Source organism: Bacillus sp. MN7755 (assembly GCF_054771475.1).
Genome location: NZ_BTRL01000009.1, coordinates 12,609 through 32,869, shown reverse-complemented (window position 1 = coordinate 32,869; position 20,261 = coordinate 12,609). Strand labels below are relative to the sequence as shown.

The following is a 20,261-nucleotide window of genomic DNA, read 5'->3' as shown; positions in this document are numbered from 1 at the left end:
TTACATAAGGAGGAATTTATAATGAGAATTTTACTATCAGTTTTATTAGCTCTTATGCTAGTACCTGCATTAACAGGATGTAAGGCTCCTGCAAAAGAAGATACAACTTCGAATAAGAAAACGACTGAAGAAGCAAAAAATGAGACTCCTGTAGACTTAAAACTTAACTTTAATGAATTTAGTTTAGATGCAGACTATCAAGATACGAAGAAAGACTACGAAGCTGATTATAAAAATATAGCAGCTGATAAGAAAATGGAAGCAAAAATTGAAGATCATAAAGCAAATGTAAATTTAACAGGAGACGAAGCTATCACAAAACTAAGCCCACTTCTACAAGAATTAAAATTTGATAAAGATACTCCTGACCAAGAAGTAATCGATCAAGTCTTAAACGTGTTCAAACTTGATAAAGACTATCAAAAATTTGAGTTAGAAGTTGTCTTCTCTGATGGAACGAAAAAAGAATATAAAAGAGAAATAAAATAAAGAAGTAGGCGGTTGCCTACTTCTTTATTTTTGCATATCTTAAATCCGGCTTAGATCCAACATAATATTGAAGTCCAGATACTGTTTCTTTTTGTAAATAGGAATCAGAAGGGAATATAACCGGAATTAATGGTGAATCTGTAAACATAATATCTTCTGCTTTATGCAGTAAGTCAAAGCGCTTATCTTCATCTTGTTCAACTTCTGCTTCTTTCACTAAAGCATCAAATTCTTTATTATGCCATTTTGCATAGTTGTTTGGACCATCACCTGCATATAAATCTAATTTAGTAATTGGATCTAATAGAGAACCGCCCCATCCCATATAAGCTAATTGGAAATCACTTTGCTTATATGTGTCGATGTAACTCTTCCACTCTTTATTTTCTAATTTAATATCTACGCCAAGATTTTTCTTAAACATTTCTTGCATTGCTTCTGCTACTTTTTTATGTTGTGTATCTGTAGTGAATTTTAATGTTACTTCAGGTAATGTAGACCAGCCTTGTTCTTTCATACCTTCTTCTAGTAATTTTTTCGCTTCTGCTGGATCAAATTTAACGTAACCACCTTTTTCTTTACGGAAATCACGGCCACTTTGTGTTTTTGCTCCTTCTGGAACGAATGCATTTGCTTCTTGTGCATTGTTTTTATACAGTTTTTCAACGATAAACTTACGATCAACAGCTAATGAGAATGCTTTACGTACTTTCGCATTTGTGAATGGCTCTTTTTCTACGTTAAACGAATAAATATAAGATGAGAATCCCGCAACACGCTTATATTCTTTATTTCCTTTTTCTTTCTCAATCATTTCTTGTGGTAAACCACTTAGTAAATCTAATTCTTTTGATTTGTATAATTGGTACGCTGTTTTAGAATCTGGAATAATACGAAACTCAATTTCTTTTAATGTTACCTTTTTATCATAGTATTCTTTATTTTTTTGTACTGTAATAGCCTGATTATGCTTCCATTCTTTTAACGTGAATGGTCCGTTCGTAATTAACTCTTTTGGATCTGTTTTTAATTTATTATTATCATCAATTGATTTTTTAGATAATGGAATGAATAATGAGCTTGCTAATTTTTGTTTAATGGAAGACACTGGGTGTTCAAGTGTTACCTTTAATGTTTGAGGATCAATGACTTGAATGCCAACTTGTCCTTCTTCACCTTTTCCGGTATTGTATGCCTCTGCCCCTTTAATAAAATACATTTCTGTCGCATTCATAGAACCCGTTTTCGGATTTAATAATCGCTTCCATGCAAATTCAAAATCATTTGCTGTAATAGCAGAACCATCTGACCATTTAATATCTTTCTTTAAATGAATTGTATACTCAGTTCCATCAGCATTTACTTCTTCCTTCTCTGCTAATTCATTTTGATATTTCCCATCACTATCTTGCGTATATAAGCTTGAGAATAAATGTCCAATTACATAACCTGAAGTACTATCTGTCGCAATAGCAGAATCAAGCGTATATGGATCGCTACCAATATTCGTTACTAATCGATTGCCTTCTCCCTTACCAGCACTTGCCTTTTGCGTTTCTTTCTTACCACAAGCGACAGAAGTAATTGCTAAAACAGTCATAATGACAAACAGTAAAAACTTCTTCATCCTACATTCCCCTTTAACCTGAAATTTTTGGTGTTGATGCTAATAATGTTTTTGTATAAGAATGTTGTGGATTACGGAATACTTCATCCGTATTTCCAAATTCAACAAGTTCTCCTTTATATAAGACAGCCACTTTTTCACATAAATAGTGAACCATCGGCAAATCATGCGCGATAAATAAATATGTATAGCCTTGTTCCTTTTGAATCTTTTGCAACAAATGTACAATTTGAATTTGAAGTGAAACATCTAATGCTGAAATTGGTTCATCAAGGATTAATACTTCTGGCTCACATAATAACGCTCTTGCAATAGCGATACGTTGACGTTGTCCTCCGCTAAATTCGTGTGGATAGCGATCAATATATCGTCTATCTAATCCAACACGCTCTAGCGCATCACCTGCGACTTTATCTTTCAATCCTTTATCACCGAGTCCGAATGAAATATATCCTTCCGTTACGCTATCGCGTACTTTCCAGCGCGGATTTAATGCAGCTGTGGAATCTTGAAAAATGAACTGTACTTTCTGTAAGAAATCACGCTTATGAGCCGCCTTTAACTTGTGAACAACTTGATCGTTATATTCAATTTCACCAGACGTTGGTCTCTCAATCCCAGCTATGAGCTTACCGAGTGTTGTTTTTCCAGAACCACTTTCTCCAATAATGCCAAGCGTTGTTCCTTTCGGAATAGAAAGTGATATATCTTTTAACGCTGCGATTTCTTTATTTTTACTTCCATATGTTTTCGTTACTTGCTTTACGGTAATTAAATCTGTCGTCATGAGGCATTCACCTTCTCTTTTGATTTCGCTTCGTTATGCTCAAGAACATGCTGCCAGCAATGTGAGCTATGCTCCCCAGAATATGTTGTTCTCTCTGGAAAACGATAAATACATTCTTTTATTGCTACCGGGCAACGATTTACAAAAGGACAACCAAAGCTATTTAACGTCTCAATGGAAGGTGTCGTTCCTTCGATTGCACGTAATACTTTTTCGGTATCATCCATATTCGGAATTGCTTGTAATAAACTTTTCGTATATGGATGTTTAGGAGAACCTATTACTTCCCGTATCGTTCCTTTTTCAACGACACGCCCTCCGTACATGACAACTACTCGGTCAGCTACTTCACGTACAAGTGCCAAATCATGTGTAATTAATAAAATACTTGTATTTTGTTTTTCTTTTCTTTCTTTTAATAGCCCCATAATTTGTTTCTGAATCGTTACATCTAACGCTGTTGTTGGCTCGTCTGCAATAACAAGCTTTGGATGACAAGCAAACGCAATTGCTAAACAAATACGCTGCCTCATACCGCCACTTAATTGATGTGGGTACTGTTCAAATCGTTTCTCTGCTTCATGTATCCCTAAATCATTTAATAAGTTAATTGCAATTTTTTTTGCCTCTTTTTTCGATTTCTTTTCGTGTTGCAAAATCACCTCTGTAATTTGCCTTCCCACCTTCATCGTCGGATTTAAAGATGAAAGTGGGTCTTGAAAGATAAAAGAAATATCTTTCCCACGAATTTGATTCCATTCTAATTCCTTTAAATTCGTTAATTCCTTTGATTGGAAAGATACATTTCCATCATCAATGTGAATTGCTTCTTGATTTAAGCCGATAATGGATTGTGCTGTAACACTTTTTCCTGAACCACTTTCTCCTACAAGTGCAACTATTTCACCCTCGTTAATAGTAAAGGAAACATGCTTCACAATTGCTTGCTTACTGTTCTCTTTTTCAACGGCTAACGTTACGTTTTCTAAAGATAAGAGCTGTCCCATGTTTTTTCTCCTTTCGATTCCGTTTTACGATTTTCGGATCAATTGCATCTTGCAAACCATCACCAATTGCATTAAATGCGAACATGATGAGTGCAATCATGATTGCCGGGAAGAATAGCTGCCACCATTCCCCGCTTAGTAATGTCCCAAGTGCATCGTTCGTCATCGTTCCCCAACTCGCTGCTGGTGATTGCACTCCAAGGCCAATAAAACTTAAAAATGATTCTGAGAAAATAGCTGCTGGAATTGTAAATGACAAATTCACGATAATAATGCCTGTTAAGTTCGGAATTAAATGTCCATATATAATTTTCATATGCGATGTACCTAGTCGCTCCGCTGCAATAACAAACTCTCTTTGTTTTAAAGACAAGACTTGAGCTCGAATGAGACGAGCCATTCCAATCCACCCTGTTAATGCAAGTGCGATAATGATGGTAAAAAGACCTGGTTTCATAACGATTAATAGTAAAATAACAATTAACAAATATGGGATACCATATAATACTTCAATCCCTCTTATAATCCACTCATCAATTAACGTTCCAAGGCGATTGCGCCCTCTCACATATCCACTAAATCCACCGATCAGTACACCTAGCCCTATATCAAGAACTGCTGCTATCAATCCAACTGTTAGCGAAATTTTCCCGCCAGCCCATGTACGTGCCCATATGTCTCTACCTAAATCATCTGTTCCGAACCAATGTTCACTACTAGGCGGTAAGTTTGTTGCCTCTTTTACTTGCTCACTCGCAGTAAATGGCGTTAAACTTTCACCAATAAGAGAGAATGCAATAATTAGTAATAACGTCACTGACCCTAAAACTGCGATTGGATTCGATACAAACTTACGCAGTACTTCCTTTTTTCGGCTAATCGTTTGCTGATCTTTATTTATCGTTAATTCTTTTTTCTCTTCATTCGTTAATAACTGTTTATTAATTTCATAAGCTCCCATTTAAATATTCCCCCCTCCTTACGTAATAGAACGAATGCGCGGATCAACAATACGATGAATGATATCTGTAATAAAAATACATACAATCAATAGCGCACTATAGAAAATGGTTGTTCCCATAATTACCGGATAATCTCGATTAAAAATACTATCTACGAAATATTTTCCTAAACCAGGAATGGAAAATATTTTTTCAATAACGAAAGTCCCTGTTAACAGTCCAGCCATTAATGGTCCAACAAATGTAAGTACCGGAACAATTGCATTCCGAAGAGCGTGCCTTATAATGATTTTTTTAATTGGTATACCTTTCGCTCTCGCCAGCTTAATATAATCACTCTGCAAAACTTCAATCATATTAGAACGAACAAATCTTGTAATCACTGCAATTGGTCCTAGTGCCAATGCGAAAGACGGTAATATTGTATGTTCGAATGTTCCCCAAGAAGCCACTGGTAATAATTCAAATTGGATAGCAAATACTTGTATGAATAGTGGTGCTAAAATAAAACTTGGAATAGAAATACCGAGAATTGCAAGTAAGCTCACACTATAATCAATTACTTTGCCATGATACAGGGCAGCAAATGTACCTGCAGCAATTCCGACTAACAATGAAATAATAAGTGCTTGTAGACCGATAATTGCTGATGGACCAAATCCTGTCGTTATAATTTCTGATACACCTTGTCCTGTCGACTGAACGGATTCACCAAAATCAAAATGAACTACACCGTCTAAATAAGCAACATATTGATTCCATAACGGTTCATCAAGATGATACTTCGCTCTCATGTTTTGGATCACTTCTTCAGGAAAGATTTTTGCATCTGATGAAAATGGATCTCCCGGAATAATATGCATAATTAGAAATGTCACTGTCGTAATAACCCATAGTGTGAACACCATAACCGATAATTTTTTAATTACATACACTCTAATAACCTCCTAAACACATATATTTACTTTGTTTTATGAACGTACTTTTTCAATTACTCCCTTTTCTCTTTTTAGAATACAAAAAGCCTTGATCTTAAAAAATAAGATCAAGGCTTAATAAACAAAGGCCCATCACTTATCTTTCAAGACTTGCTTGCTGGAATTAGCACGGTGTTCCTATTACAGAACCCGCTGCTGAGGTGTCATAGGGCCAGTCCCTCTACCTCTCTGGATAAGTAAATTACTATATTATTATTTGGTTCAAATTGTATATTTCGAATTATAATTCTGAAAAAATGAAAAGTCAATCAAATTGGATATATTTAGAAAAATCAGTTTTTAACACTTTTATTTATCTATGTCTTATTTCGCTTATAATAAAAAAAATGATATGAAAGGAGTTATAAGATGGACCCCTTACTTCTAGCTACTATAGGATTACCATTAACAATCGTTATACTTGTCATCATCGGCTTCTACAAACTCTTCATCAAAAAGAAAAGTATCACCTTTTTTTATACCCCTTTCGATAATATTACCGGGCAAACTATTTCCGAATTTCACGAAGAACAGAAGATATTAGTATCCGAGGATGAAGACGGCGATGGTAAGAAGAAAAAATAACCTTGCACAGGCAAGGTTATTTTTTCGTTTCTGCTTGAAAACGTTTATAGTATGTCGATGCTGTTGCAAAATTAATTTCTATATCACGAATCAACGATGAATCTTCTTCTTTAGCCAGCTTCTGTAATTTTTTCATCGCTTGTTCCGATTCATTCAAGAAACCAATATATACCTCATGTTCTTGCTCTTTCGACTTCGGAACACGAATTTCTTTACGTATATGATCAATATCTTCTAACATGCTCGTTGTTACCTTCTGCACATCTTCTTTATATGCAGCATTTGTTATTTCCTTACCGCCCTTTTCTTTTGCAACTTCAAATAACTGCAGTGCTTTATTAATTTCTTTATTCATTTTCAAATCATATTTTTCATGTACTGCACGGTATTCTTTCATCTCTTCCGTTTGCTCAGTAGACTGCTCTACCTTTTCTTTCGGTTCTTTCGTATCTTTACTTCCATTACATCCTGCTAGAAGGATCATACTTCCCATTACAGCAATACCCAAAACCTTCTTCATCTCGAATTCTCCTTTTATCTACAGCTACTACTCATTATAGTTTCTTTTATCTCCACTTGTTATTATACCGAGAACACCCTACTTTTTACACTTAAGACGACATCGTAATATATATACCAACATGTTTGTCACAGTATCGTCACTTTATACAAATAACTTTTGCACTGCTTTACTACCTCACCTTACAAAACTGTAAGCACACATAAAGAACAAACCATGCTAGACTTACATATGCATAAAGCAAGCATATGTAAGTTTTTAAGGAGAATCATCTATGTACAAAACAATGCCTTTTATGGGAGAAGATATTCGTGTCCTCATTCGCGAAAAGTCACTTCATATTGAAAATACAGAGAGCCTTCGCCGCGTATTAAAAAAGAAGCATGCTCCATTTAAGTTAGCCCAATATTTAAAACAACAACATACAAATCAATTTTATACTGTGCTAAATATATCGGATAAATCATTAACAATCGAAATCATCGGTCACATCTACATTGGAAACTTTGCAGATATCTTAAAAGAAATCCCACGCATACCGAAGATTGCTCCTATTATCGTTAAAAAAGCGTATAAAATTACCGATCACACCGATATTATCGACTGCGGTGAAAAAGAAGTCGATAGTAATCGCTGGGTGTGGGATAAACTTGCTGTTTTATATGATACGATCATGAATAATATGTATGAGGTATTTCAAAGAAATGAAAAAAAGAACTGATTCAAATATTCCCTTTGAATCAGTTCTTTTTTGTTAAGCCTCTAAATTTTGTCTTTGTTGCAGTTCAAACTGCTTCTCACTTCTTCTGGCCATAAAGAGATAACATAACACAGCACCAATTTCACAAAGAGCTATCACAATCCCCATCGGTAATGCAGTATTGCTTCCACCAATACCTACTAACGGCGCAACAAGTGCTCCTGAAATGAACTGTAATAAACCTAATAAAGCTGATGCTGTTCCTGCAGCTTGTTTCTGATTTCTCATCGCTAACGAGAACCCCGTTGTTGATACAACCCCGACACTTGATACAACAAGGAATAATGAACATAAAACACCAATTAAACCTATTCCCAGTACGATTGTCAGTAGTAAAGATAAGCCACCAACAGCTGCAATAATAATACCAGCAACAAATAATGTCTTCTCATTCACTTTCCCCGCTAAACGACCCGTTACCTGACTAGCAATAATAATACCGATACCGTTAATCGCAAAGAATAAACTAAATTGCTGTGGTGATGCTCCGTATATATTTTGCAATACAAATGGTGATCCCGAAATGTAAGCAAACATTGCCGCTGTTACTAATCCTTGTGACAATGCATATCCCATAAACAAACGATCTTTTAGGAGTTTCCCATATGTCGCCAATGTCCCTGACAAACCGCCTGTTTCTCTTTCTTCAGGAGGTAATGTTTCACGTAATACGAAAGTAGCTGATATTAACATGAATACACTAATTGCTCCAAGAACGATGAATACACCGCGCCATGTTGTGAACTGCAATAATTGCCCCCCAATAATCGGCGCCAAAATAGGTGCTGCTCCATTTACTAACATGAGCAGTGAGAAGAACTTCGTCATTTCAAAACCTGAGTACATATCACGTACCATTGCACGTGATATAACAATCCCGGCTGATCCTGAAGCTCCTTGTAAGAAGCGCAATAACACTAAAGTCCAAATAGATGGCGCAACAGCACAAAGTAATGAAGATGCAACATAAACAATAAGAGCAATAATAAGAGGTTTGCGCCTTCCGTAAATATCACTAATTGAACCAATAAATAATTGTCCTACTGAAAGCCCCAGCAAACAAGCTGTCAATGTAAGCTGTGCAAGGGATGCACCTGTTTGTAAATCATCCGTTAATTTCGGTAACGAAGGCAAATACATATCAATAGATAACGGCCCAATTGCCGTAAGTGTCCCTAGTACAAGAATCATCCATAACCTGTTTGTCTTTACAGGCTTATATATTTCCTGATTAACCTCATTCACTTTTTCCATTCACCCTTTCCTACACATACTAAATCGTAACAATTATAGTTACAACATAAACATACGTCAAGTATAGTGCATTTTCCTGTTTAATTCTGTAAAAAAAAAAGCGATAGAATCTCTATCGCTTTACTTGTTCAAATTACTATTTGTAAATTTAGATACTGAAGACATCGCCTCTCCTGTATCTAAATATGTGATTTGAATTTGATCTCCCACTTCTGTAAACATAGCATATGGGAACTTTTTCGCAGGTATCATAAATACTTTTTGTTCGTTCTCTAACAGTACATAAACAATTGTATTTTCACCTGATTTTTCTTTATATACACGTTGTACAACGCCTTCTTTTTGTGCCTCTTTACCACTTGAAGTCGGTCTAAATGAATCTCCACTTCCGCTCAGCGCATTTTTATAATTCTCAAGCGCTTCTTTTTGCGTCGAACCTGTTGCAAATATTTTCGCATTAGAAGCATAGATAACCGTATGAGCACGTACTAATCCTCCGTCATCAATAACTGGTACAATCCAAGAAGGTTTGCCATACACGTTATAAATAACCGGCATTGTCCCATGCCACTTTTCTCTCTTAAAGGAGTTATCCACTACTTCCGAAGCAGCTGAACCATCCATAATTCCCTTTACTTCTTTTCCGTTATAGTAATACAACTTACCTGTACGCGCATCAATAAGCGAGTAACCTAACGCAGAATCTACTCCTTCTTTCGGAGAGGTGAAATCAGTAAAGTAATATAGAGTTCCATCCTTACCGAAGATTGGTGTAACTCCTTCTTTCGTTCCCCACTCAGTCGGGATCTTCATATCAGTTTGCGAGAATTTTGTATTCCAAAATCCGTGAATATATTTACCAAAATACGTATTTAATGTAGATGCGGTCTCGTGATTTAATACGCCATCAACAAATTTAGGCGCCTTTCCTTTATCGTATCTTTTCACTTCACCTGTTTGTGCATCTACTACTACAACGCCCTCTACCTCAAATCCAGATCTTCCTGAAATAAATTCACCATACGTCATTGTATAATACGGTTTCCCTTTATCATCAACTTCGAATTTCGGTTTCCCTTTAAAGATTAAATTTGGTTCTGCTTTTCGTACAACACGTTCTAAATTATTTCCGAAAAACATGCTTGGCACGTATTTCATTTTATAACCGAGGTGCAGTTTCGCTTCCGCATCAGGGTTTGTACCTGACATCGTTACGTAGCCTGGAATTGTCTCAGCTTTACGTGCTTTAAAAAATCCTGAAACTTCAATCGGTGCTACATATAAAGCTTCGCCATTTACCATTTGCGGAGTTAATTCCCCTAGTTCAAAATAAGCTACTTTCGGAATATCTCCAAATACTTTTTTCATCTTATTCTCCGCTGTCTTTGGCGGCACTGTAAACGGCTGGTCATTTTCAGTAAATGGTTCTGAAATATCTTTCTCTACCTTCACAACAGAATCATATTTCTTTTGCGTGATTACTATATCATGCACATAACCAAAATAGCCGTAACTTGCGAGTAAAATAAACATTAGAAGTCCCTTTAACGTGCCTTCCAATTTCCCTACCTTATCTTGTGAAAATAAAACAAGCCCAATTAATATCGCTACTGCAACAGCATAATGAGTAAGAATCGAATCTACTCTATCATCAATTAGCCAAAGATATTCATAGATTGCAATCCCTATCCAAAATAAAACAGGAATAACTAAAATTGATGATTTCTTACCCTTTACAACCTTCTCATCCCCTTTCTTATCCACTGCTCGAATTCTACTACCGCTTCTTGTCCATGGAATCAAAAACAAAGTGAGAATAGCTAAAACTAAAAATTTTATCAAAGGCAATGTCCCCTTTTCTTTTGTCTTCCCCTTTAGTATAACAAATAAAGGTTATTCAGGTAAAAATGGGAATGGTCATATTTTTTTACTGCTTAATACAATTCCGCTCGCTACATATAAGATTGATGCAATGTAAAAAATCGTACCAATCGTAAAGAAATCTACTAAATATCCTGTTGCGATAATCGCTACTGCTCCACCAATCGATGTCCATACATGGTATTTCCCAATCTCATAACCGGCATTTTCCTGCACAACCTTTCGTGCTAACGACGTCTTCTCTGTATTACGTTGCACAGCCCCTAAAACTCCCATTACAATTTGAAGAATATACACATGCCAGACTTCCGTGGCAATAGGAAAACAAAGCATTAATATTGCCATGGACCAGGCATATATAATTAATAATTTTTGATCGCCTACTCTATCAGACAGCTTTCCTACTAACGGGTATACAAGTGCTGAAGTTAAAGCGAACAAACCATATGCCCAGCCAAATTGTGAGAAGCTATTCCCAACGTTTCGAAGCAATAGTATATAAAAGGGAAACACCATACTTCCCGCCATCATAATAATGCTTTGTGATGCTACAAATCTTCTATATGTCATTTCGTATACTCCCTATAAAATAAATTCACAAATCTCTCTTTTGGATCCGTTTCTTTTTTCTTTCCAAGAAATTCTTCTATACGAGGATATGCTTTCTTTAACTGCTCTTTCGTTGGATAAGGATAATACGGCAAATAATAACTACCGTTATGATTTAACGTAACATCAATCATTTTTTGAATAACACCCTCTGTTTTCTTTATCTCATTTTCAGAACGCCCCTGGTTAATTAAAAGGACCAGTGCAAACATATCATCTTTCGCATAAGATAAAACTGCATTTTCGTTCTTTTCCACATAACGAATCGTAATATTGAGCAAATTAAACTCTTCCTCATTTAATACGTTACGTAAATCATCTATGTATTCCGTGAAAGAATCTATAGGCACAAAGTATTCTTGTAACACCTCTGTCCTATTCGGATTTTCATATTCCATAAAGGCACTATCGGATCTCATAACATTATTTCGCGTCTCATACTTTCCATCTGTACGCTCAAAATAACTTCTTTGTATATCCCAAAATGTATTCTTTCCCCAATCACTATAGCGTGATAATCCAAGTAAAAATTTCGGCGCAGCTATAATAGTTTCTTCTTTTAACTCACTATACTCTTCCCTCATATTTTGATTTTGTGCCAATGTATAATCTGTTACATACATCTCTTTTAAAAATGAGTTTGGAGCAACAGAAATACGAGCTAAGTGCATACGAACATTTTCATCTTTTTTCACTTTCTCTTTGAAATAAGACGTGTATTCTTTATAATCTAGCATTTTCGTATGCATTTCATATAATTCATCTTCTGTTAACTTTAAAGTCACATCTAAAATAACACCAAATAACCCATAACCGCCAATGACATAAGGAAATAAATCCGCATTCTCTTCTCTACTTACATTACGTACGGTGCCATCTGCCATTAATAATCGAAATGATTCGACTGTATCAATCAATGCTTCATGACGAATATCACGACCATGTACATTCACACTTAATGAACCGCCAACTGTAAAAATATTTTGAGACTGCATTACTTGAACGGCCAGTCCATATGGATTTACTTTCTTCTGAATATCATTCCACGTGACACCGCTTTGAACTGTAATTTCCTTCTTCTCTGGGTTAAATTCTAATATTTTATTATACCCTTTCATATCAAGCATCGTACCATGTGCATAATATGTCTGACCGCCTTGACTATGTTGCATACCAGCAATAGAAATCTTCTCTCCTGAAACATTTGCATCTCGCAATAATTGTATTAACGAGTGCTCATCTGTAGCACTTTCAACACGTTTTATTTTTGTCGGAAGCAATTTGCCTACATCACTCATAATAGGATGATTAAGTTGTTTTTTATATGTATGTACAGACGTTGCAAGCAACACTGTATATGCTACAATGACCACCGCTATCTTTCCTTTTTTCAAATGACACTCTCCTCTTCTACATCTTTTCCTCTTTATATTGTACCTATTTTCCTATGAATAAAGAATACAAAAAAGAGGGACCTTATTTTAGGTCCCTCCTCATCAAAACTGTTACTTTGCTGCTGGTAATTGTATTGGGTCAAACTTTTCGTACGACGTATATTTTGCGTTCGTAATAATGTGTGCTTTATCCTTGCCATTACTACTCATAATCATGTCTATCTTTGCTGATTCATATTTAAAATCTTTTGTAATGATATATTCTGCATCCACTTCTTCTATCTTCGCATTTTGTGCTTGTAACATTTTCTTCTGCGTTTCATCCATGCTAGTTAACATACTTTCTGTTTCTTGCCCTTTTAATGTAAATTTCAGTTTATATTTATCTCCGCTTTTCTCCATCTTCATTTTATCTAAAACTACTTCCGGTACTTCTAACTTATCTATAATATCTTGAGTCGCTTTCATTCCACCAGCGTTTAATTGCTCCTCTGGTACGGTTATAACTTCTCCTGTATTAGGGTTTTTTACCTCACCAGCAACTTTACCATCCACAGTATACACTACAACATCTGTACCGGAAATATTCATTTCAGAACGAGAATTCTTTGTCTTTGGCTCTAATTGCATCTTAGCCTTTAATATATCCATCTCTGTTCCCTCAGCTTTTACCCCTACACCATATGTCATCGTTACATGTTCTTCATTTTTAAAAGCTTCGTTCGTTTTCTTGAAAACATCCTTCGCCGTTAATTCCTTTTCTTTTTGAACTGATTCTTTTTTCAGCTCATCCGTCTTTGCTGTTTTCTCATTACTACACCCTACCCCTAGACTGATTGCAAGGACTAAACTAGAAGTTAAAATAAGTTTTTTCATAATTACCCCTCCTTTCCAAAAGGATATCATCTGTTTCCCTCTGAAATCTATATAATTTTTAATCTCCCTATTTAACTTTATTCCTCTCATAGCAACATTTTTAAAGAATTAGCTAAATATGATGTAAATAACAACAACTCATTTCAGGAGGTCATTATGAAAGCAATAATTTGCACAAAGTATGGACCACCCAATGTTCTCAAACTTCAAGATGCAGAGAAACCTATCCCTAAAAAGAATGAAGTATTAGTTAAAATTCACGCAACAAGTGTATCGACTGGAGATTGTAGAATACGCGGATTTAATAGCCCTCTCTTATTTTGGATTCCTATGCGACTTGTATTAGGACTTAGAAAACCGAGAAAGCCTATACTCGGTGTAGAGTTATCCGGTGAAATCGAAGAAATAGGAACAGATGTAACTCAATTTAAAAAAGGAGATCAAATTTTTGCATTAACAGAGCTTAATGTCGGTGGTTATGCAGAATATACATGTGTACATGAAAGTGGATTAATAACATTAAAGCCTACCAATGTGACGTATGAGGAAGCAGCAGTTATTCCCTTTGGCGGAACTTCGGCACTACACTTCCTAAGAAAGGCCCGTATAAAAAGGGGGCAACAAGTGCTAATATATGGTGCATCTGGATCAGTAGGAACAGCTGCCGTACAACTTGCTAAATATTTCGGCGCAATCGTTACAGCTGTTTGTAGTCATTCAAATTTTGAACTAGTGCAATCTTTAGGAGCTGATAAAGTAATTGATTATACAAAAGAAGATTTTACTAAGCAGGGGGAATACTATGATATTATATTTGATGCTGTTGGAAAACATAAAAGATCCCTTGGAAAAAAAGCATTAACGCCTACTGGTGTATATGTCTCTGTTAATGGCATGATGGCAAAGGTCAGTAAAGAAGATATGTTTCTACTAAAAAAACTAACTGAAACAGAAAATTTAAAACCCGTTATTGATAGAACTTACCGATTAGAAGAAATTGCTGAAGCTCATATATATGTAGAAAAAGGGCATAAAAAAGGGAATGTCTCGATTATCTTAAAATAAAATATATTCAGAAAATAACGTTGACAATTCTTTTTGTAAGATTTACTATTAGTACCATATTAAAAAACTACATACACATACTCTTATCAAGAGTGGCGGAGGGACTGGCCCGATGATGCCCGGCAACCGAGCTTATGACGTATAAGCTAAGGTGCTAATTCCTGCAAAACGAGTTTTCGTTTTGGAAGATAAGAGAGGAACCTATTTTGTCTATTCGGCACCTCTCTTATTTTGAGAGGTGCTTTTTATTTTGAAACGTATATTAAGGGGGAATTATAGATGAAAAAGGTATTATTGAGTATTGTAAGTGGGGCGGTACTATTATTAGGCGCATGTAGCGGGGGTTCAGATAAAGAGGTAAAAGCGTTAGATGAGAAAAAGATTACTGTCGGCGTAACAGGTGGACCGCATGAACAAATTTTTGAAAAGGTAAAAGAAGTGGCAGCGAGAGACGGACTCGAAATCGATATAAAAGTATTTAATGATTATGTAGCACCAAACGTATCTTTAGATGAAAAAAGTCTCGATGTAAATAGCTATCAAACGAAATCATATTTAGACGTATTTAAATCTGAACGCAATATGAAATTAACTGAAGTATTTTCAACTGTAACATTCCCTATGGGCGTATATTCTAAAGATATAAAAGATGTAAAAGACTTAAAAGAGGGCGATGCAATTGCTGTACCAAATGACCCAACGAATGAACTTCGCGCTTTAAAGCTATTTGAAAAAGCAGGGGTTTTAAAAGTGGATCCAAAAGCTACAGAAAAAGCGACTGCAAAAGATGTAATTGAAAATCCAAAAAAATTAAAAATCGTTGAATTAGAGGCATCTCAATTGCCAACACAACTAAGTGAAGTGAAAGCAGCTGCAATTAATACAAACTTTGCATTAGGTGCAAAATTAAGCCCTGCGAAAGATTCTATTTTCCGTGAAGGAAAAGATTCACCATATGTGAACTGGGTCGTTGTTCGTACTGAAAATAAAGATGATGCTATTGTAAATAAATTAAAGAAGGCTTATCAATCTAAAGAAGTAAAAGAATTTATCGAGAAAAAATTTGATGGTTCTGTTTTACCGTCTTGGTAGGAGCTGAGGATAATGATTGAATTGAAAAATGTATCCAAAGTATTTACAACAAAAAAAGGGAATGTGGAAGCTCTTAAACCTACTTCCCTTCAAGTAAAAAAAGGTGAGGTATTTGGAATCATTGGATATAGCGGCGCTGGTAAAAGCACATTAATTCGCTGTGTAAATTTATTAGAAAAACCAACGACAGGAAACATCATTGTAAACGAGCAAGACTTAACAACACTGTCGACAAAAAAACTAGCAAAAGCGCGACAAAAAATCGGAATGATTTTTCAAGGGTTCAATTTACTTAAAACCGTTACCGTCTATGAAAATATCGCACTACCTTTACGCCTTGCTGGCATTTCAAAAGTAGAAATTGAAAAAAGGGTGGAAAAGTATTTACGTATTGTCGATCTTTTTAATCGAAAAGACGCCTATCCAAGTGAGCTTTCTGGTGGTCAGAAACAACGTGTGGCCATCGCTCGTGCACTATCACATGAACCGGAAGTGTTATTAAGTGATGAAGCGACAAGTGCTTTAGATCCAGAAACAACTGATTCTATTCTTGATTTGTTATTAAAAATCAACGAAGAAATCGGAATTACGATTTTACTCATTACACATGAAATGAATGTTATCCAGCGTATATGCGACCAGGTTGCTGTTATGGAACAAGGGGCTGTAGTCGAAAGCGGGACTGTGAAGGATATTTTCACAAACCCACAACATGTAACAACAAAGAAATTTGTAAATAGTGCCTTTGCAGCGAAAATTCCAGAAGAGGTACAAAAAGAGCTACAAAGTACCGGGGAAATCGTAACCCTTTCATTTATTGGCACTACTTCAGGGGAACCTGCTTTAGCTGTTGCCACAAAACGTTTCCAAGTATATCCGAATATTTTATCCGGTAATATTACACAATTAAAAAACGAGGCATACGGGAAACTTGTCGTTCATATGCAAGGTGAACAAAATGAAATTCACTGTGCTTTATCGTTTTTACAAGAACAAGGAATCATCGTAGAAGGAGGTAGAACAGACTATGGGAAACAAGTCCTTTTTGGATGAATGGGGTAAAGTCATATGGGAAGCAACCGTTCAAACATTTCAAATGACATCTATTTCGCTGTTAATTTCTATCCTTATTGCGTTACCACTTGGCGTCACACTTGTTTTAACAAGACCTGGTGGACAGCGCGAAAATAAAATCATCTACCCTATTCTAAATACAATTATTAACATCATTCGTTCTCTTCCATTTATCATTCTATTATTCTTCATTTTACCTTTTACAAAGTTTCTAATGGGGACCTCTATTGGTGTGCAAGGTGTGATTGTACCACTTGTCGTATTTACAGCTCCTTATATTGCACGTTTAATGGAAACGGCTTTATTAGAAGTAGACCGTGGTGTTATTGAAGCATATCAAGCAATGGGAGTCTCTACTATAAAAATCATTTGGCATGTCATGGTGAAAGAAGCGCGTCCCTCCCTTGTACTTGGATTAACAATTGCAACGATCGGCTTAATTGGCGCAACAGCAATGGCTGGTCTTGTAGGTGCTGGCGGGCTAGGGGACTTAGCATATCGCTTCGGACATTTACGCTATGAACCTGAAGTAATGTATGCAACCGTGTTTATTTTAATTATCCTCGTTCAAGGATTACAGTCTTTAGGAAATGGTGTCGCACGAAGATTGAAGAAAGATTAAAAAAGAAGGTATCTCACCAAAATGAGATACCTTCTTTTTATCTTTTGAATCCACCTTCTGAATGAATAACTTGCCCCGTAATCCATTCTGCTTCTTCACTTACTAAAAACTTAATGAGCCTTGCTGCATCCTTTGGCTCACCAATTCTGCCAAAAGGAAACATTGGTTTTAATCCTTGCTTTATCTCTTCATTCATCCATCCTGTGTTAGTTGGCCCTGGATTAATTGCATTCACTGTTATTCCTAAATGGGCCACTTCCGCCGATAACGTACTAGTAAGAGCATCAATAGCTCCCTTCGTTGTTGCATACGCAAGTTCTCCTGCCATAGGCCCTTGAAATTGCCCCGAAGTCATATTCACAATTCTACCACCAGATTTCTTATCAAATCCTCGGGCAAATTGACTACTTAACAATGTTGTAGCACGAACATTTACCATGTAATGCTTATCCAAATCTTCAGCAGTCAAATTAGAGAAATCATTATTCGTAGAATACGCTGCATTATTAATTAATATATGAGGGTACCCTAGTTGTTCAGTAACTTTATTTATAAGCTCTTTCGGTGCATCATTCTGAGTTAAATCTAACTCCATACTCGATACTTTCACACCGTTTTTTAGCAACTCTTCTTTTAATTGTATTTGTTCACTTTGATCAACGCCCCAAGGCATCTCTTTATCGTAAGCTGTCCAATATGTAAAAAATATATCGTATCCCGCTTCAGCTAATTCTTTACAAATCGCTGCGCCTATACCATCTAAACGACTTACACCTGTAACAACCACTACTTTATTTTTTAATTGATTCATCATATACTCCTCCAATTTTAAAGGATGCATATTTTATATAAGAGATATAAATTTCCCTACATACGTATCTATCCTTACAAAAGGGATGTACAAGCCAAATATGCAGTCCTTGCATGATTTATAGATAGCTAAATAAACCCTCACTTATGAGAGAAAAATTCATCTATCTAATTTCTAATCATTACAAATTCATCCACATATTGAGTCCTTGTCTCCTTTCCATATCTCTCTATTTCTATCATACCAATATGACGTAATACTTCAAATGATAAAAAAATAAAAGTCACTATTTCATGCCAAATTCCTATCAATTTTACTATATTATAATATTTAAATAATGGAAATAATTAGAAAAAATGCTGGTAAATATTGACTAGCCTTCTTATAATAAAACATGGGGCTAATGTGAGAATTTAGTTTTAAACAAATAGGGGGAAGAAACATGTCAAAAAAATTACTTTCTTTATTTTCTGTAGTAATCGTAGCAGCTTTTGTAATAACTGGCTGTGGTCAAAGCGATACGACAAATAAAGAACAAAAAGAAAACAAAACAGAAAAAACGGATACAACGAAAGAAAAGAAAACTGAAGAAAAAAAATCCGAAGACAAGAAAACCGAAGATAAAAAGACGGAAAATACCGCTACTAGCTCCAGCGATTATTCTAAACTGATTTCCTACATGGAAAAAGAAACAGGCGGGAAAACAAAAGTTCTTTTTGAAAATAAGGAACCACAAGTCTATAAAGCTGAAGATGTTTCAGTATTAATGAATAGTTATACATTAGTTGAATTAAATGGATTACATACGGACTTTAACATTCCATTTAACCGTCAAACAGAGGGCGGAGTTATTCTTGTGAACTATAGCGTAAAAAATAGTTCAGCTAAAGATATCTATTATATGCCAGCATTAGACATATCGTTTACTGGTGCACAGAAAGTATATAGTAACTATAGAGATTTAATTCCAAAAGAAGATCAACTGCCAACTAAGCTTGCTCCAACGAATGATTACTTAGTAAAAGCAGGAGAAACTATTTCTGGTTATATCGCTTATCCATTCGGAAAAGATGATTTAGAAAAAATTTCTAGTCTCTCAACAGTCTCAGTCAATGTCCCGACCGCACAAGCTAATAAAGGGAAATTTGATGCCCCAATCGGAAGCCCTGGAAACTTTTCATTAAGTTTAAACAAACAAGGCTCTGAAAAAGTTGCAGCAGATAAAACTTTCTACCAAGATAAAGCTACAGCTAATAACATGGGCGATAAAAAAATGTTAAAAGAGAAATCAAGTATTAATAACAGCCAAGAATTAGGCGCTGTTAATGTTACATTAGATGGATACCAATTTACTCAATTCACACCAAATTCAGTTGAAGCTCCGCGCTTTGCAAATTTCAAAAATGGTATTGTTCTATTAACAGTACAATTCAAACTTGATAACAAAGATACACAAGACGTTTCACTATCTCCTATAAGCTCTACATTAAGAGTGAATGATGGTACACAATATACAATTAACGAAGGTATGCTACTAAATTACGACTATAACGCTTCAGTCAAAACGGGAACATCTGGAGAGTTACTGCAAGTATTTATTTTAGATCAAGAGCAGTATGAAAAGATTTGGAAAGACAAAAGCTTTGAGATTGAGTTAGGACCTATGAGAAATAAAGAAGCTAAAGATATTTCACAAGGTAAAAAAGCGAAATTTACATTACCTAAATAAATTACTAAATATATAATAGAAAAGGCATATAACATATGATTGTTATATGCCTTCTTTATTTTTATAAAAACACTATTTTTGTTCACATTATATCCATTGTGAATCTTCTCACAATGGATATATAATAAACTTGTAAATAC

The 20,261-nt window shown here is 35.4% G+C and carries 20 protein-coding genes and 2 riboswitches; of the genes, 8 read left to right on the top strand and 12 right to left on the bottom strand.

Going from position 1 to position 20,261, the window contains the following annotated elements:
- Window positions 1-21 precede the first annotated feature (21 nt).
- On the top strand, window positions 22-489 hold the full coding sequence (locus ACYVEC_RS11235; RefSeq protein WP_199677998.1) for a YusW family protein: 468 nt from the start codon (window positions 22-24) through the stop codon (window positions 487-489).
- A 16-nt stretch (window positions 490-505) separates the two neighbouring features.
- Here the strand turns inward: ACYVEC_RS11235 and ACYVEC_RS11230 are convergent, their stop codons facing one another.
- The 5 genes from ACYVEC_RS11230 to ACYVEC_RS11210 are packed head-to-tail and all read right to left on the bottom strand — an operon-like array spanning window position 506 to window position 5,807.
- Window positions 506-2,116 (bottom strand): peptide ABC transporter substrate-binding protein, encoded by a 1,611-nt coding sequence (locus tag ACYVEC_RS11230; RefSeq protein ID WP_063223556.1) that lies wholly within the window; start codon window positions 2,114-2,116, stop codon window positions 506-508.
- 13 nt (window positions 2,117-2,129) lie between these two features.
- Window positions 2,130-2,903: an ABC transporter ATP-binding protein gene (locus ACYVEC_RS11225; protein WP_063223555.1), complete on the bottom strand. Its 774-nt coding sequence runs from the start codon at window positions 2,901-2,903 to the stop codon at window positions 2,130-2,132.
- Window positions 2,900-3,910 carry an ABC transporter ATP-binding protein gene (locus tag ACYVEC_RS11220; protein ID WP_063223554.1) on the bottom strand — a complete coding sequence of 337 codons (1,011 nt, stop codon included), beginning with the start codon at window positions 3,908-3,910 and terminating at the stop codon, window positions 2,900-2,902. Before ACYVEC_RS11220 ends, ACYVEC_RS11225 begins: the two co-directional genes overlap by 4 nt.
- Entirely contained in the window at window positions 3,867-4,871 is a 1,005-nt protein-coding gene (locus tag ACYVEC_RS11215; protein WP_063223553.1) for an ABC transporter permease, read from the bottom strand. The genes ACYVEC_RS11220 and ACYVEC_RS11215 overlap by 44 nt, the downstream gene beginning before the upstream one ends.
- A gap of 18 nt (window positions 4,872-4,889) precedes the next feature.
- On the bottom strand, window positions 4,890-5,807 hold the full coding sequence (locus ACYVEC_RS11210; RefSeq protein WP_063223552.1) for an ABC transporter permease: 918 nt from the start codon (window positions 5,805-5,807) through the stop codon (window positions 4,890-4,892).
- 136 nt (window positions 5,808-5,943) lie between these two features.
- A riboswitch (SAM riboswitch) is annotated at window positions 5,944-6,049 on the bottom strand.
- 169 nt (window positions 6,050-6,218) lie between these two features.
- On the opposite strand from ACYVEC_RS11210, the gene ACYVEC_RS11205 reads away from it, so the two are divergent.
- Entirely contained in the window at window positions 6,219-6,434 is a 216-nt protein-coding gene (locus tag ACYVEC_RS11205) for a DUF3951 domain-containing protein (RefSeq protein WP_063223551.1), read from the top strand.
- Between the two features lie 16 nt (window positions 6,435-6,450).
- Here the strand turns inward: ACYVEC_RS11205 and ACYVEC_RS11200 are convergent, their stop codons facing one another.
- Window positions 6,451-6,954, bottom strand: coding sequence for a hypothetical protein (locus tag ACYVEC_RS11200; RefSeq protein WP_063223550.1), 504 nt, complete (start codon window positions 6,952-6,954; stop codon window positions 6,451-6,453).
- 274 nt (window positions 6,955-7,228) lie between these two features.
- Here ACYVEC_RS11200 and ACYVEC_RS11195 point away from each other — a divergent pair, with 274 nt between their 5' ends.
- Window positions 7,229-7,675 carry a hypothetical protein gene (locus ACYVEC_RS11195; RefSeq protein WP_063223549.1) on the top strand — a complete coding sequence of 149 codons (447 nt, stop codon included), beginning with the start codon at window positions 7,229-7,231 and terminating at the stop codon, window positions 7,673-7,675.
- A gap of 33 nt (window positions 7,676-7,708) precedes the next feature.
- Here ACYVEC_RS11195 and ACYVEC_RS11190 read toward each other — a convergent pair whose 3' ends face one another.
- From ACYVEC_RS11190 to ACYVEC_RS11170, 5 genes are all read right to left on the bottom strand, one after another.
- The gene (locus ACYVEC_RS11190; protein WP_275718678.1) at window positions 7,709-8,968 is read right to left on the bottom strand and encodes a multidrug effflux MFS transporter; all 1,260 of its coding nucleotides are present in this window, start codon (window positions 8,966-8,968) and stop codon (window positions 7,709-7,711) included.
- A 120-nt stretch (window positions 8,969-9,088) separates the two neighbouring features.
- A complete protein-coding gene (locus tag ACYVEC_RS11185) occupies window positions 9,089-10,807 on the bottom strand; it encodes a DUF3981 domain-containing protein (protein WP_063223584.1) in 1,719 nt (572 codons plus the stop codon).
- Between the two features lie 78 nt (window positions 10,808-10,885).
- On the bottom strand, window positions 10,886-11,419 hold the full coding sequence (locus ACYVEC_RS11180) for an MFS transporter (protein WP_063223548.1): 534 nt from the start codon (window positions 11,417-11,419) through the stop codon (window positions 10,886-10,888).
- Window positions 11,416-12,852: an FAD-binding oxidoreductase gene (locus ACYVEC_RS11175; RefSeq protein WP_063223547.1), complete on the bottom strand. Its 1,437-nt coding sequence runs from the start codon at window positions 12,850-12,852 to the stop codon at window positions 11,416-11,418. Before ACYVEC_RS11175 ends, ACYVEC_RS11180 begins: the two co-directional genes overlap by 4 nt.
- A gap of 111 nt (window positions 12,853-12,963) precedes the next feature.
- Entirely contained in the window at window positions 12,964-13,728 is a 765-nt protein-coding gene (locus ACYVEC_RS11170) for a DUF6612 family protein (protein ID WP_063223546.1), read from the bottom strand.
- A gap of 156 nt (window positions 13,729-13,884) precedes the next feature.
- On the opposite strand from ACYVEC_RS11170, the gene ACYVEC_RS11165 reads away from it, so the two are divergent.
- The 4 genes from ACYVEC_RS11165 to ACYVEC_RS11150 all read left to right on the top strand — a co-directional run bounded on the left by ACYVEC_RS11165 (window position 13,885) and on the right by ACYVEC_RS11150 (window position 17,581).
- On the top strand, window positions 13,885-14,793 hold the full coding sequence (locus ACYVEC_RS11165) for an NAD(P)-dependent alcohol dehydrogenase (protein WP_063223545.1): 909 nt from the start codon (window positions 13,885-13,887) through the stop codon (window positions 14,791-14,793).
- Between the two features lie 80 nt (window positions 14,794-14,873).
- Window positions 14,874-14,988: riboswitch (SAM riboswitch) on the top strand.
- Between the two features lie 84 nt (window positions 14,989-15,072).
- Window positions 15,073-15,885, top strand: coding sequence for a MetQ/NlpA family ABC transporter substrate-binding protein (locus tag ACYVEC_RS11160; RefSeq protein ID WP_063223544.1), 813 nt, complete (start codon window positions 15,073-15,075; stop codon window positions 15,883-15,885).
- 12 nt (window positions 15,886-15,897) lie between these two features.
- Entirely contained in the window at window positions 15,898-16,938 is a 1,041-nt protein-coding gene (locus ACYVEC_RS11155) for a methionine ABC transporter ATP-binding protein (protein ID WP_063223543.1), read from the top strand.
- A complete protein-coding gene (locus ACYVEC_RS11150) occupies window positions 16,913-17,581 on the top strand; it encodes a methionine ABC transporter permease (protein ID WP_460506439.1) in 669 nt (222 codons plus the stop codon). Before ACYVEC_RS11155 ends, ACYVEC_RS11150 begins: the two co-directional genes overlap by 26 nt.
- 37 nt (window positions 17,582-17,618) lie before the next feature.
- Here the strand turns inward: ACYVEC_RS11150 and ACYVEC_RS11145 are convergent, their stop codons facing one another.
- Entirely contained in the window at window positions 17,619-18,395 is a 777-nt protein-coding gene (locus ACYVEC_RS11145; protein ID WP_063223542.1) for an SDR family oxidoreductase, read from the bottom strand.
- Window positions 18,396-18,834: 439 nt separating this feature from the next.
- Here ACYVEC_RS11145 and ACYVEC_RS11140 point away from each other — a divergent pair, with 439 nt between their 5' ends.
- Window positions 18,835-20,121: a DUF5068 domain-containing protein gene (locus tag ACYVEC_RS11140; protein WP_098555334.1), complete on the top strand. Its 1,287-nt coding sequence runs from the start codon at window positions 18,835-18,837 to the stop codon at window positions 20,119-20,121.
- Window positions 20,122-20,261 lie beyond the last annotated feature (140 nt).

Coding starts and splice junctions, on each gene's coding strand:
- ACYVEC_RS11235 (WP_199677998.1), top strand. CDS start 22: ATGAGAATTTTACTATCAGTTTTATTAGCTCTTATGCTAGTACCTGCA.
- ACYVEC_RS11230 (WP_063223556.1), bottom strand. CDS start 2,116: ATGAAGAAGTTTTTACTGTTTGTCATTATGACTGTTTTAGCAATTACT.
- ACYVEC_RS11225 (WP_063223555.1), bottom strand. CDS start 2,903: ATGACGACAGATTTAATTACCGTAAAGCAAGTAACGAAAACATATGGA.
- ACYVEC_RS11220 (WP_063223554.1), bottom strand. CDS start 3,910: ATGGGACAGCTCTTATCTTTAGAAAACGTAACGTTAGCCGTTGAAAAA.
- ACYVEC_RS11215 (WP_063223553.1), bottom strand. CDS start 4,871: ATGGGAGCTTATGAAATTAATAAACAGTTATTAACGAATGAAGAGAAA.
- ACYVEC_RS11205 (WP_063223551.1), top strand. CDS start 6,219: ATGGACCCCTTACTTCTAGCTACTATAGGATTACCATTAACAATCGTT.
- ACYVEC_RS11200 (WP_063223550.1), bottom strand. CDS start 6,954: ATGAAGAAGGTTTTGGGTATTGCTGTAATGGGAAGTATGATCCTTCTA.
- ACYVEC_RS11195 (WP_063223549.1), top strand. CDS start 7,229: ATGTACAAAACAATGCCTTTTATGGGAGAAGATATTCGTGTCCTCATT.
- ACYVEC_RS11190 (WP_275718678.1), bottom strand. CDS start 8,968: ATGGAAAAAGTGAATGAGGTTAATCAGGAAATATATAAGCCTGTAAAG.
- ACYVEC_RS11180 (WP_063223548.1), bottom strand. CDS start 11,419: ATGACATATAGAAGATTTGTAGCATCACAAAGCATTATTATGATGGCG.
- ACYVEC_RS11170 (WP_063223546.1), bottom strand. CDS start 13,728: ATGAAAAAACTTATTTTAACTTCTAGTTTAGTCCTTGCAATCAGTCTA.
- ACYVEC_RS11165 (WP_063223545.1), top strand. CDS start 13,885: ATGAAAGCAATAATTTGCACAAAGTATGGACCACCCAATGTTCTCAAA.
- ACYVEC_RS11160 (WP_063223544.1), top strand. CDS start 15,073: ATGAAAAAGGTATTATTGAGTATTGTAAGTGGGGCGGTACTATTATTA.
- ACYVEC_RS11155 (WP_063223543.1), top strand. CDS start 15,898: ATGATTGAATTGAAAAATGTATCCAAAGTATTTACAACAAAAAAAGGG.
- ACYVEC_RS11150 (WP_460506439.1), top strand. CDS start 16,913: ATGGGAAACAAGTCCTTTTTGGATGAATGGGGTAAAGTCATATGGGAA.
- ACYVEC_RS11145 (WP_063223542.1), bottom strand. CDS start 18,395: ATGATGAATCAATTAAAAAATAAAGTAGTGGTTGTTACAGGTGTAAGT.
- ACYVEC_RS11140 (WP_098555334.1), top strand. CDS start 18,835: ATGTCAAAAAAATTACTTTCTTTATTTTCTGTAGTAATCGTAGCAGCT.